The sequence below is a fragment of the Rhizobium altiplani genome (genome assembly GCF_001542405.1).
In the GTDB taxonomy this organism is placed as follows: Bacteria; Pseudomonadota; Alphaproteobacteria; order Rhizobiales; family Rhizobiaceae; genus Rhizobium; species Rhizobium altiplani.
In genome coordinates this window covers 1-12,739 of sequence record NZ_LNCD01000055.1, presented here as the reverse complement: position 1 = coordinate 12,739, position 12,739 = coordinate 1, and the positions used below count along the sequence as shown (strand labels likewise).

At 56.8% G+C, this 12,739-nt stretch carries 13 protein-coding genes; 7 read left to right on the top strand and 6 right to left on the bottom strand.

Going from position 1 to position 12,739, the window contains the following annotated elements; all coding sequences use genetic code 11:
- Positions 1 to 5 precede the first annotated feature (5 nt).
- From AS026_RS11800 to AS026_RS11780, 5 genes are all read left to right on the top strand, one after another.
- Positions 6 to 1,058, top strand: coding sequence for an amino acid ABC transporter permease (locus AS026_RS11800; RefSeq protein ID WP_051321191.1), 1,053 nt, complete (start codon positions 6 to 8; stop codon positions 1,056 to 1,058).
- The gene (locus AS026_RS11795) at positions 1,042 to 1,854 is read left to right on the top strand and encodes an amino acid ABC transporter ATP-binding protein (protein WP_167354895.1); all 813 of its coding nucleotides are present in this window, start codon (positions 1,042 to 1,044) and stop codon (positions 1,852 to 1,854) included. Before AS026_RS11800 ends, AS026_RS11795 begins: the two co-directional genes overlap by 17 nt.
- A gap of 173 nt (positions 1,855 to 2,027) precedes the next feature.
- Positions 2,028 to 2,945: an NAD-dependent epimerase/dehydratase family protein gene (locus AS026_RS11790; RefSeq protein ID WP_028749253.1), complete on the top strand. Its 918-nt coding sequence runs from the start codon at positions 2,028 to 2,030 to the stop codon at positions 2,943 to 2,945.
- The gene (locus tag AS026_RS11785) at positions 2,926 to 3,789 is read left to right on the top strand and encodes a sugar phosphate isomerase/epimerase family protein (RefSeq protein ID WP_028749254.1); all 864 of its coding nucleotides are present in this window, start codon (positions 2,926 to 2,928) and stop codon (positions 3,787 to 3,789) included. Before AS026_RS11790 ends, AS026_RS11785 begins: the two co-directional genes overlap by 20 nt.
- Positions 3,790 to 3,895: 106 nt before the next feature.
- Complete coding sequence (locus AS026_RS11780; RefSeq protein ID WP_051321192.1) at positions 3,896 to 4,849, top strand: LysR family transcriptional regulator; 954 nt, start codon at positions 3,896 to 3,898, stop codon at positions 4,847 to 4,849.
- 16 nt (positions 4,850 to 4,865) lie between these two features.
- On the opposite strand, the gene AS026_RS11775 is transcribed toward AS026_RS11780, so the two are convergent.
- From AS026_RS11775 to AS026_RS11760, 4 genes are all read right to left on the bottom strand, one after another.
- Positions 4,866 to 6,023: an MFS transporter gene (locus AS026_RS11775; RefSeq protein WP_028749255.1), complete on the bottom strand. Its 1,158-nt coding sequence runs from the start codon at positions 6,021 to 6,023 to the stop codon at positions 4,866 to 4,868.
- Positions 6,020 to 7,171, bottom strand: a complete 1,152-nt coding sequence (locus tag AS026_RS11770; protein WP_028749256.1) for a glycosyltransferase family 4 protein — start codon at positions 7,169 to 7,171, stop codon at positions 6,020 to 6,022. Before AS026_RS11770 ends, AS026_RS11775 begins: the two co-directional genes overlap by 4 nt.
- A complete protein-coding gene (locus AS026_RS11765) occupies positions 7,168 to 9,258 on the bottom strand; it encodes a chorismate-binding protein (protein WP_081688047.1) in 2,091 nt (696 codons plus the stop codon). Before AS026_RS11765 ends, AS026_RS11770 begins: the two co-directional genes overlap by 4 nt.
- A gap of 305 nt (positions 9,259 to 9,563) precedes the next feature.
- Positions 9,564 to 9,953 (bottom strand): 3-hydroxyacyl-CoA dehydrogenase NAD-binding domain-containing protein, encoded by a 390-nt coding sequence (locus tag AS026_RS11760; protein ID WP_028749257.1) that lies wholly within the window; start codon positions 9,951 to 9,953, stop codon positions 9,564 to 9,566.
- 337 nt (positions 9,954 to 10,290) lie between these two features.
- On the opposite strand from AS026_RS11760, the gene AS026_RS11750 reads away from it, so the two are divergent.
- Together AS026_RS11750 and tnpB are read left to right on the top strand one after the other, a co-directional pair.
- Complete coding sequence (locus AS026_RS11750) at positions 10,291 to 10,674, top strand: transposase (protein WP_062369702.1); 384 nt, start codon at positions 10,291 to 10,293, stop codon at positions 10,672 to 10,674.
- A complete protein-coding gene (gene tnpB / locus AS026_RS11745) occupies positions 10,671 to 10,907 on the top strand; it encodes an IS66 family insertion sequence element accessory protein TnpB (protein ID WP_082728502.1) in 237 nt (78 codons plus the stop codon). Before AS026_RS11750 ends, tnpB begins: the two co-directional genes overlap by 4 nt.
- Here the strand turns inward: tnpB and AS026_RS43255 are convergent.
- Positions 10,878 to 11,477, bottom strand: coding sequence for a helix-turn-helix domain-containing protein (locus AS026_RS43255; RefSeq protein WP_245307431.1), 600 nt, complete (start codon positions 11,475 to 11,477; stop codon positions 10,878 to 10,880). The two genes, tnpB and AS026_RS43255, sit on opposite strands and share 30 nt — an antisense overlap.
- Positions 11,441 to 12,739 (bottom strand): recombinase family protein (locus tag AS026_RS11740; protein WP_245307430.1); only part of this gene is annotated, 1,299 nt, incomplete at its 5' end. The genes AS026_RS11740 and AS026_RS43255, both read right to left, overlap by 37 nt.

Below are 12,739 nucleotides of genomic sequence, written 5' to 3'. Positions count from 1 at the left end.
TGACAATGAAACAGCAGCTCGAGGTGTATTTCGGCTCGCCAGCAAAATCCGCGACCACGTTGCTCCTTGGAGCCCTCGCTCTCGCATTCTGCTGGTGGATTTTTCGTTGGGGGGTGATCGATGCGACCTGGAAGGGCGATGCAACAGCATGCCGTGAGAACGCCGCCGGCGCATGTTGGCCGTTTCTCGCCAACAAGCTGAACTTCATTCTGTTTGGATTCTACCCGCGCGAAGAGCTAGGGCGCGTTGTCGGGCTTTGCGTCATCTTCGTCGCCTGCCTCGCGGTCACGCTGCTAACGATAGCCATCGGCAAGGCGTCGCTGCTGCGATGGGTACCGATAATGTGGCTGACGCAGTTGGTTCTCTCCATCGCGCTGTTGGGCGGCGGCATATTCGGGTTGACGCCTGTGCCCGACCGCCTCTGGAGCGGGCTGCCGATCACGATCGTACTTTCGGTGAGCACCATCTTGCTGGGCCTGCCGCTCGGCACCCTCATCGCATTGGGTCGGAAGTCGCGATCGAGCGCCGTTCGGACTGTTTGTCTCGGCTTCGTCGAGGTGATGAGAGCGCTGCCGATAATAGCGGTGCTCTTCATTGCCACGATCATCGTGCCGCTCTTCCTTCCCTCGCAGCTCGATATCAGCAACCTCTTCCGCGCCCTCATCGGCCTCCTGCTGGTTGCCGCGGCATACTTCTCAGAGATCGTGCGCAGTGGACTGAACGCCATTTCTCCCCTCCAATACGAGGCCGCTCACAGTCTGGGACTTTCCCGGTTCCAGCGGCTCCGGCTGGTGACCTTGCCGCAGACATTCTCACTGATCGTTCCGCCCTTAGTCAGCCAGGCCGCAAGTCTGCTGAAGGACACGACGCTGATCGTGATCATCTCCCATTACGATCTTGTCGGTACGGCCCGGATGGCGACGGCCGACCCTCTATGGACGGGCTTTTCGGCCGAAGCGTTCCTGTTCATTGGCGCAATCTACTTCGCCATGTGCTGGTCGGTCATCAAGTTCGGGGAAATGGCCGAAACACTCATGACGTATGGCGGGCGACGTTAAAGCCATGCCGTTTGCAGAAACTGTTCACATAGGAGGCAGGAATTTGACAACGACACGGGAGCACGGCGCTGCGGTTGAATTTGACGGCGTCAGCAAGTGGTACGGCAACTTCCAGGTTCTGAGAGACATCAATTTGAGCATTCCGCAAGGAAGCCGCATTGTTCTTTGCGGGCCCTCCGGATCGGGAAAATCGACGCTCATCCGCTGCATCAACCAGTTGGAACGCTATCAGCAGGGCAAGATCATCGTCGATGGTATCCATGTAACCGAATCCCATAGATCGCTGGACTCGATCCGGCGAGAAGTTGGCATGGTGTTTCAGCAATTCGCGCTGTTTCCCCATCTTACCGTCCTCGAAAACTGCATGCTTGCGCCGATCCACGTGCGGAAGATGTCGGCTAAGGACGCGCGGGCGCTGGCCATCGAGCATTTGGAAAAGGTGCGCATTACCAACCAGGCCGAAAAATATCCGAGCCAGCTTTCGGGTGGACAACAGCAGAGGGCCGCCATCGCCCGGGCGCTTTGCGTGCGGCCGAAGATCATGTTGTTCGATGAGCCGACGTCGGCACTCGACCCGGAAATGGTGAAAGAGGTTCTCGATGCCATGGTCGCTCTTGCCGCAGATGGAATGACCATGGTCTGCGTGACCCATGAGATGGGATTTGCGCGTCGCGTCGCCGATCGCGTCGTCTTCATGGATGGCGGCCAGATCGTCGAGGCCGCACCGCCGGGCGAATTCTTCGATAGCCCGAAGAACCCCAGAGCCAAAAGTTTTCTAGGCCAGATACTGCATTGAACAGGGTTCTGCGGCGGCGGCCCGTGCATTCATGGATGCGCAAGGCTGAAATCATAGCCCCGAAGCCACCCCGGATACTTCACGAATTCTGAAGGGTAAGCGGCATTTCTTTGCGATTTTCGGAGAAATCGATCCGCCTTATCGTTCGACAACAGCGATTTTTGGAGACTGCTATGAGAGTATTTATCACCGGCGCGGCCGGTCAGATTGGGCAACGACTGGCTCTTGACCTGTTGAAGCAGGGTAACGAGGTAACCTGCCTCGACGTCGCGCCGCCCCCTGCGGGACTTGAAAACGTTTGGGTCAAGCGTGACCTCAACAACATCGACGAACTGTCGATGCTGATGAACGGGTTTGATGCCGTCGTTCATCTCGGCGCTATCTCCGATCCTATCGAATGGGAGCGCTACCCCGAGATTATCGAGGTGAATGTCACGGGAACCTTCAACACCTTCGAGGCGGCGAGGCGCGCCAGCATCAAGCGCATCGTCTTCGCAAGCTCGATCTGCGCGATCGGACCGATTTCCTGGTCGAAACCCTGGACGCCCGACTACCTGCCGATGGACGATGATCACCCGCGCAGACCGGACGATAATTACGGTGCAACAAAGCTCATGGGTGAAGTTCTCGCCCAAGGTTTCCATATGCGATATGGGATGGAAATTGTATGCCTGCGCTTCACGGGCGTGCTGTTCCCGGACAAGCCTGAATCAATTCACCGCTATCAGGGCTGGCTCGCCGACCCGAACGGCGAACTCGTCAACCGCATGTGGTCCTATTTGCGGAGCGAGGATGCCCTCCAGGCGATCGCACGAGGGCTTCGCGCGCCCAAGATTGGCTTCGAGCGGATCTTGCTCGCAGCCCCGGACTCGGCAGTCGGCAGTGCTTCGCTGTCCGAGCTCGTGGCCCGACATTTCCCCGAGCGGCTTGCGGAGGTCCAGTCCCTGGAGAAGGTTGCTGGTGAGAACGCTTCCCTTGTTAGCACGCAACGATGCTTCGAATTGTTCGGATGGCGACCGACCCTCTCCTATCGGGACGTTCCCGAACTTTCTAATCTGGTGGGAGGCGACAATGTCCGACCGGCCGTTTAGTCTGGGTGCCATCGCGCTCGACATGCCCGATCTGTCTCTGGAGGAAATCTTTCGGACGACCGCCGCCTGGGGACTGAAGCACGTCGATCTCTACTATAAAGTCAACTACGTTGAATTCGACGCCGCAGAAATCAAGCGTCTCTCGTCGGCGTTCGATGTACAGGTACATTCCATCAGCACGCGCGGGATGCCGCTTTCCGCGCGATTGGATCCGGAGGAGCAGCTGGAGATTATTTCGCAGGCGCTGGAGCACGCGAGCGAACTCGGCGCAGGTTTTTCCGAAAGCATGGCGGGAGCGACAAGCCTGCCGACCGACGAGGCAATCGATCGTTATGCCGATCTGATGAGCCCGATCGTCCGTAGAGCCGAAGAGCTCGGCGTAACGCTGCTGGTGGAAAACGTCTTCAATCGTGACGATGCGCAGGATCCAACCGCAGGCATCGAGAGCACCCGAAAGCTCCTCGATCGGGTGGGCTCTGGCAACCTCGGTCTGTGCTGGGATGTTGCAAACTTCGCAGTAAATGGGGAGAGCACCCATCCGAACCCGTACGAGGTCTTACACCCCTGGATCAAATACGTCCACCTTAAGGATGTGCTGCCGCAGCAATCCTGTTCATGGCCGCATCAGGAGACAAGACGCATAATGACAGACCTTGAAAGGGGAGGATTTGTATCTGTTCCTCTGGGTCGAGGCATGGTTGACCTGAACGGCGTTGTCGACCGGCTCGTTTCCGATGGTTTTGGCTATCCGGTGACTGTTGAGCTTTTCTGCAGCCCGGACAAGCGCGACGCCTACTGGGCGCCGACGGAAACATGGTTGAGATCAAAGGGCCTCCTGGCTTAACAGTCGGTCTTGTGGCCCCGTCGGACAAACAAGCACCCGACGGCCTGGGTTAGGGAAAACATGGCGCCGGCCGATGCTTGCCGTATGCAAGGAGGTACGCACTGTAATGCTCGACCCCAAGGGACTGAGGATACTCGTCGAACTCAATTCTCGCGGCACGATCACCGCAGTCGCTGAGGCGTTGGCGCTTTCACTCTCGGCAATATCGCAGCGGCTGGCCCAGCTGGAGATTTCTGCCGGCGTGCCGCTTACCGAACGCGTCGGCCGGCGCCTGTTATTGACCGAAGCCGGCCAGCGACTGGTCGAGCATGCGGCCGGTATCCTTGCTAAAATGGAAGAGGCGGAAACCGAACTGGAAAAATTGACCGGCTCGATCAGCGGCGTCCTCCGCATTGCGTCCTTGGAAACCGCACTTGGCACTATTCTGCCGAAGGCCCTTCCGGTGATAGCGCGGCGATATCCAAATCTGAGGATCGAGACGCAGGAAATGGATCCGGAGATCGCGATTCCGGCTCTCATCCGCGGCAGCTTCGACGCGATCCTAATCGATGACTACCGCTATATGCGACGGTCTCGTCCACCCGAGCTCGTCACCTTTCCCCTCTGCTCGGACTCAATCATGATCGCAATGCCCGTGACGCATCCTCTTGCGGGCGAGACCATCGACTTCAATCTCGGCGACCTTGCGTTTGAAATATGGATTAGCACCAGCGCCGGCAGCGAGTTCTCGGAACTCCACGCCTATGTCTGTTCCACATTTGGCGGCTTCAGACCGGACGTCCGCCATCGCACGGACAATTTCGGTGTCAGTCTTGCTTTGGTTGGAAGCGGTTGCGGGCTTGCAATGGTCCCGCGGCTGGCGACCTCGTCCGCTCCGCCAAATGTGGTTTTCCGCCGTTCGGCGGATTTCTCAATGGATCGAACCGTCTGCCTCGCTATCCGCGAAACGAGTTCGGCGCGTCCTGCTCTGACAGCATTTCAGGGCGTCCTGCAGGATGTCGCAGCGGACATGCAATTAGAGTTGGCAGAGAGTGAAAGATGGAGGCGAGATGAAGGCTGACGAAACCCTAAGTTTGTCAATTCCTGCTGCGAGCTAAATATAGGGCACCGAAAGAAAGAACCGCGATTGCCATAAGAGTGAGAAACCCCGCGTAGAGTACCGCTACCTTATAGTCCCCTCCAAATACGCGGACGAGCATTATAGCCGATGGAGTACCAAGAAGCGCGCCAGCGCGAGACGTGTTCATGTAGAGCCCGGTTGCGAGGCCGACCCTCATTGGTATCGAAGCCTGAAACCAGGCCATGCCTGCACCCATTACGGCTACGATGAAGGCAGCGTTCAGTAACTGAGCGGATAGAAGTATGGGGAATGAACTGAACACGTACAGCAAAGTACTGTAGATAACACCACATACCGATCCCACAATAACGACTGCTCTGGGAGATCTCTTTTGACTCACACGCCCCAGGAGTAAGAACAGAGGTATCTCGATCGCTGAAGCTGCAGAAAATAAGATGCCCGCATAAGTCACAGGTAGTTCTAATGTCTCAGTCACGATCAAGGGGGTCGCCATCACGATTACCGCGTTGGTGGCCTGCAGAAGAACGAATGCGACCACCATGATCCCGACGCTCAAGGTGTCTTGTGGCTTGGCCTCTGAGAAAGAGGAAGACGAAGTCGATGTTGAGATGGCCGTCGGAAGGAACGGCGCCAACAGAAGAACCGGCAAACTGCAAAGAGCTACGCCAACCAGCAGGCCGGGAAATCCTCTCCAACTAATCAGGAAGGACGCTCCCGCTGGGCCGGCTACCCATGCTAGGGAAAAAATCGCTCGCATGGCAACGACGTGATCGCGCCCTCGTTCGGTTGATCGGAGATACGAGAAATAGAGCCCGATCGAGCTCGCCGAGGGGCCAAGCAGACCGATCGCGATAAGCAGTGCTCCTCCAAATCCGTGTACAAACCCCAGCAGCAACGCTGCGACCGACGTTAGGATGATTGAGCCCACCACTGCGGCCTTCCGCCAGCCGAAAACGTCGGTGAAATGGGGTATCGCCAAGCTGCAAGCGAGCGCGCTGATATAGAAGGCTCCGAGGAAAGCGGCGGTCTGACCCTCTGTCATGCCAATTCGCGCTCTTGCGAAGAGCGCGAGGTTGGGCGTAATGGCCGCACTCTGTAATCCAATCACGAGTGCGATGGCCGCCGTCAGGACGAGCGGGATAGAGGGCTTCAAATTCGACCTGCTGCCGCTTGATGAAGGTAAGGTGCCATCACATCCACGACTCTCTCCCACCTGAAATGTTTGCTCGCACGGTTGTAGCCTTGCTGCCCCATTGCTAGACGCATTTCTCTGGATGCAACGAGCTTTCGCAGTCGCTCAGTCAAGCCGGCCGCGTCATCGGACTCGATCAGGAACCCAGTTTCTTCTTCGAGTATGACCTCATTGACGGCACCGACTTTCGTACCGATGCAAGGCAGAGAATGAGCCATGGCTTCAGCGTAAACGTGTCCGAAAGCTTCGGTCTTAGTGGGGAGCACAAAAATGTCGGCGGTTGCATATAGTTCCGAGATTTTCCCTTTGTCTGAAACGTGTCCCAGATGTCTGACTCGCGGTTCCTCCAGCACCACGTAATTCGGCCCAGGATCCCCGAAGACGATAAGTTCCACCGAGGGGAGCTCAGCCCGGAGAACGCGGAAGGCATTCAGAAGTGTGCCGAGCCCCTTGCGGGCGTAATCGTTCCCGCCGAAAAGGATCGTGACTCGGTCGCGATCCGGTCGGCGGATCGGATCGGGGAAATGCTCGATGTTGACACCGGCAAAAGCTGTCACAACCTTCTCCGCTGGAATGCCATAATCGTAGATGACGGATCGCCGCACCTTCTCGGAAAAGGTAAAAACATAGGCCGCCCGGCGCATCAGGTCGCCCTGAAGCCTGTCAATGTGCTTTCGCACACGCGGCAACGCCCACTCGGGAAATTCGCGTGCACTCAATCTGGTCGTCCAATCATTGTATACGACATATGGTATAGTGATCCGTTCGCTTGCGTACGGCGAAAAAAAGAACTCCCACTGGAATATCAAAGAAGGCTTGGACTGTAGCGCGTCGATATAGCCCTCGCACGCGCGGCTCTTTGCCTGGAATATCCATCGATGGCGCTTGTATGTTCGTTGTGCGATTTCGCGATTGGGCACCCAAGTTGCTATTCTTGAGGCTAAGGCCGTTAGCGCAGACGGCCTCGGCTGAAAAACCTTCGTCAATTCGTAGCGGCTTGCGAGTTCCTTGAAGAGAAAATGCCTCGCGCCACCAACACCCGTGCTGTTGCTCGAATATTCTGGCTCCGACGAAGCAAGGCCAAGAATGCTAAGGTGGTCGGCGTTCATGTCGGGGGCACCTCGTCCTGAAATGCGATGTCAATGAAGTTTTTTACTATCGTGTGGCCTATGTTCCCATAGGCACTCATGATCGACTCTGGGTGATATTGGACTCCGTAGATCGGCAGAGACTGATGCTCAACGGACATGATTATTTCGTCGTCCGTGGTCGCAGTCACATGCAGGTCTGGGGGGAAACTGCCGATGGAAGCGCAGAGGGAATGATAGCGGCCTACACGGGGACAGCCTGAGACGCCGCGGTAGAGAGAAGTTGGTGTCTTTAGACGGAGTTCCGCGTGCTTGCCGTGGACGGGCTCGCTTAGCCGACCAACAATGCCGCCGAAGTGTTGAACGATACCCTGAAAACCAAGGCAAATTCCAAGCGTTGGTACTCTTTCCACCTCGCAATACTTCAGGATTTCGTCAAACGGGTATTCCGCGGGATGTCCTGGGCCGGCCGATAGCACCAACGCGTCCCCAGAAAACCGGTTCAGTGCATCAATGGCGTCCCTGTAATTGAGGACCTCGACATCATCTACGAGCTGTGAAAGCAAGCCCGCAGTGAGGTAGGTGAATGAATCGTCGAAATCGATCAAGAGTACGGTAGCTTTCCGCTTTCCCGACCGGACCTGTGAAGGATTTGGCGCATCATCTGCGAAAAACGAGATCTTGTTGTTGGCTTCAGCGACTTCCTCCGATGGCACGGAGTCCCATGTGATACTTGATCCGGCCTGAATATGAGATGTCCCGTCGATGATGTGCATCATTGCGATCGGGATGCCCGTATCAATCTCTCCGTTGAGCCGCACATAGCCGACAGCACCCCCGTACCAGTTCCGCGGCACAGGTTCGTATCTCTCAATCAGTTCCAGAGCCTTGGCCTTTGGAGCCCCCGTTAATGCCACGGACCACATGTGTGCAAAGAGGGCGTCCACGCTTGTATAGCCAGGCGCGAGTGTACCTGTAATATAGTCGACGGTGTGAATGACGTTTGAATAAAGTTCAATCTGACGATTTGCGCGTAGCGCAACAGAGTCGGGCGTGCACACTTTGGACAGGTCATTCCTGGCGACGTCGCAGCACATCATCAGTTCCGCCCTGATCTTATCGGAGTTGAGGAGGGTGCGGACATTGGCTTCATCTTCGACCGCCGTCTTGCCTCGAGCGATGGACCCGGCTATTGGCCGCGCCTCCACCTGCTCTGCCCGGACTCTTACGAGCATTTCCGGCGATGTGGCGAGCAGGTATTCGGAGCTTCCGAGATTAACGAAAAAGCTGTAAGGAGCTGGCCTCTTCCGGCAGATTCGTTCAAAGATTGCGCTGGGGAATTCAGTCAGCGGTCGGCTGAATCGCTTGCTCATTACAATTTCAAAGACGTCTCCTTTGCCGATATGCTCCTTGACCCTCGCCACCGAATCCGTGTGGTCAGTGAGCGGACTGAAGGGCACCGAGCCGCCTCGCCGCGAAGATTTGGCCGAAGAATCGAGTCTATGAATATAAACTTTTTCGGCAGTGGTCTGCCGGTCCTCAGCGAGCAAGAACGACACACGCCGCGCCGATCGGGATGCGGGATCGAACTCAAGAAACGTCGTGGGAAAATAGAGAACAGCATCCCGATGGCGGGTACTCCGCGGCTTCAGCTTCGCGATGCGATGCACGTCCAATGCAATATCGAATCCGAATGCGCCATATAGGCCCAGCAAATCACTATTACTTAGTGAATCGGAAACGCTGCACCGAAGAAGACCATTAAGGAATGACTGAAGCGGCACGCCGCAAGATGGATCATGGGCAGATAAATCCTGAAGTATTGGTCCGAAGAAATCGTGATAGAGGACGGCCCCAATATTGCCACGAGTGAGGACCCTCATTCCTTCCGAACAAGAATCTATTCGAATTGCCGGGTCAGAGAAAGCCAAAGCTTTCTTTCGGTAAATGTCAGATGCATAGTTACAGTAAAAAATACCGCCTTCATATCTATTCAGAAGTTGTAGAAAATCGTGATAGCTCGTATCATAGTCGATGTCCTCTGCAACAGAAATCAAATTTGGAAAGTTCGAGTGAGCGGACTGGACACCAGGCAAAGCGACCTCCATGACGGTCAATTCAAAACCACGCCCATAGCCATTGAACGGGGCGCAAAAATCGCTTGAAAGCGGAGGTCATAAGACCGCCATCTCAATCAGGCTGGAATTCATTCAATTTCGCAAGGAACACACTCCACCAAGCGCCCCGCGCGCACCTGCCATGCGCTGCCGCCCCGCTCAAGATCGGGAGATCGAGGAGCACTCTTTCCCGAAGGCAATGCAAATCAGTTTCCAACAAGCTTCTCTACTCTATCTCGTGAGACGTTTGCGGATAGCGGTGCATGTACCGTGCCAAAAGAGAAAAACATTTAAAATCATTCATGGCCTAAATTCAGCAATGTCACGTACCACACATCGCCAGACACTAAACGTCGCAAAGGCCCGAGAACCTCACTCACGGTCTCCGGCGCGGTCCTCGCCGTCGGAACCACTTCGATCAATGACCGGCTGCCCGACAGACGAGGTTTCAGGCCAATGATGGCCCCAGGTCTTGCCGCTGCGTCGGAGAGCCCATCGAGATCCCGGCCACCCGTCGTCGCGATGATTGCACCCGGCTTTGCCTTCGACGCCAGTTGCCTGATCGTAACCAGTGCCTTTCGGTCATCCACAGCGTCAATGATGAGATCGGCATCGCGCAAGCCGGACCACGTCTGTGGTAAAAGCGACGCCGGATCGTTGGAAGAGAACCGCGATTGCGTGGGCACGCTTTCCCGAGCCGGCGATCGCGACGGATGCCAGGAGAAGATACCGCAAAATGGTACGCTGCTTTGCCCGAGAGAAACAGATGGATTCGCGCTTGCGCATGGCTGCACTCGCGAAGCTTGAGAAAGGTTTCGCGCTCCCGGGCGAGGCCCTCCTCAAAAGAGAGGATCTCACTATCCCTGATCAATGCCAGCGCCGCCGCAACAGCGGGATCGCTTCGCGGAAACGTGAGACTCGCGTTCAGGGAAACCGTCGGCATTTTGTAAGCGCGTAGGCCACCCCACGTATCTTTCGAACCGGTGATCGGCGATTTTCTGCATGAGTCATGTGGAGAATCTTATGAGCGACAGTGTGAATCACCCTCGAACCTTTGAGGTTTTGACCGCGGAGCCGGTGCGAAGAAGACGCAAGCCGCGTGAGTGGTCGGATGACGAAAAGGCGCGGATCCTGGCCATGGCGCTGCAGCCTGGGGCGAACGTCTCGGCGGTGGCCCGGTCTGAAGGCTTAGATCCGTCACAGCTTTATGGATGGCGTCGCACGGCACTGGCATCGGGCGCTGTTGCGCCCCTGACGGAGGAAACGGGAACGCAGAAGTTCGCGCGCGTTGAGACGGTAAGCAGCGGCTCGGTCGATATTGCCATTGCCGATATGGTGGTGCGCGTCTGCGGCGCGTTCGATCCTGATCACCTGGTGAAGGTTCTGCGGGCGGTTCGCAAGGCATGATCGCTTCGGGTGTGGTGGTCTATGTGTCATGCCAGCCGGTCGACTTCCGCAAAGGAGCCGCCTCGTTGATGGCGCTGGTGCGGGATGGCGGGTTCGATCCCTTCAATGGCGCGCTTTACGTCTTCCGCTCGAAACGGGCCGACCGTATTCGCATCGTCTGGTGGGATGGCAGTGGGGTTTGCCTGTATTCGAACGATCGGCGTTCATACTACACCTCTTTCCTCGCCAGTTGATGTTCTTGGCTCGGTTTGCATTTGTCGATACGCAGCAGCGCGATCTTCGAGTGGATTCCATCGGCTGCATTGCTTTTGCGGCAGGTCTCCATCGGCGATTTCGTACAGGCTATAGTGCCCGTTATAGGCATGTCTGGTGATGAGGCCAAATTTGGCCCATCTGGCGACGGTTTGCTCGCTGATATTGAGATGCGCTGCCGCTTCCTGTCTTGTCAGCATTCCCCGTTGTCGCAGTCGATCATATCGTGATCGCAGCTTATATTCGTGGATGAGATAGGCGACTTTGAGGGGTGTAAAGCGGGCGTCCTGGCAGCCGCGACGCGTGGTTCCACCTGGGCGATGTCCCTCCTCGTTCAGAATCTCGGCGATCTCGGGATAAATGTAATCGTCGAGAAGCCTATCGACCAGTTCAATGATACTGGGCTTTGTCTTGACCTGCTGAGGAGAGGATTTTGGGCTCATGGTGGTGAGCGTCTGGATTTTGCCGCCCTTGAAGCGAACGTGAAGCTTGGTGGTTCCTTCCGCTGGCAACTTTAAGAGAGTGACATCCTCAATGATGTGGGCCAGCAATCGCTTGCGTTCGCGGCTTGGGGTATCCGGATCTTCCAGAGTTGGTTGAAGTCGGCCGTCATCGCGACTAACCGTTCGTGGACAGCTTTATCGAGGATGAATTGATCGTTCTCTCGGCCACGTTCGCGCTCTTCGCGGGCACTGGCCAGCGTGCGAAGCTTCTCGTTCCATTCACCTTCGAGCGTGTCGGCGACGAGGCGGTTACTAGGATCGACAAGCATGAAGCGGCGCTGAGCGAGCTCGGCTTCCGTTTGGGCGCGTTCGATTGCGCGACAGCGTAGCCGGTCTGCTTCTTCATGCCGGGCTTGGATCTCCTTGCGGACTTCGAGAGCGAGTTCGACGGCCGCCGGCGTCATCTGCTCAGCAATCAGCATACCGATGGCTTCATCGACGGGAGGCCCGGCGATCGACTGACACATAGGCTCCCCACGATAAATGCGGGCACGATTACAAATGTACCAGGCTTCCTGCCGGCCACGCCGCGCCGCATAGCGAACCCTAAGATGGCTGCCGCATTGCCCACACACGGCCCGGCCTTGCAGCAGTGCCGGTCCCTCCCTTGGGATTGACGCTCGTGCCGCTTCAAATCCACGGCCATTCGCCTTGAGGATCTTCAGATTCTCCTGATGTCGCTCCCAGCTGATATAGCCGGGATGAGCATTGGGAATGCAGGCCGGCCAGTCATCAATGTCGCGCGCACGCAGAGTCTTTTTGCCGTCGATGGTGCGTCGAAACTGTCGTCGGCCATAGGTATAGGCGCCAGCGTAGCGCGGATTGTTCAGGACACGCATCGCCGTCGACGCGGTGAGCGGCCGAAACAGTGTGTCGCCGTTGTGTAGGCGCGACGGAAACAATAGGCCTTCATTGCGAAAGACCTTGACGGTCTGGGAGGCGGACCCGAGGCGAGAGAACATCTCAAAGAAATGAATGATCGTTTCTCTGACTTGCATGTCTGGATCAAGAGTCACATTGCCGAAATGGTCATAGACCAGCCCGGTCGGCAGGAGGCAACGAAACTCGCCACGCCGCACCTTATTGAGAATGCCGCCGCGTAGCCGGGCTTTGATCACATGCAGCTCGGCCTCACTCATTGTTCCCTTCAGGCCGAGCAGGAGCCGGTCGTTGAAACTTGCCGGATCATAGACGCCGTCCTCGTCGAGGATCAGGGTGTCGGCAAGGGCGCAGATCTCCAGCAGACGCTGCCAGTCGGCATTGTTGCGCGCCAGACGGGAGACCTCCAGGCCCATGACGATCCCGGCATG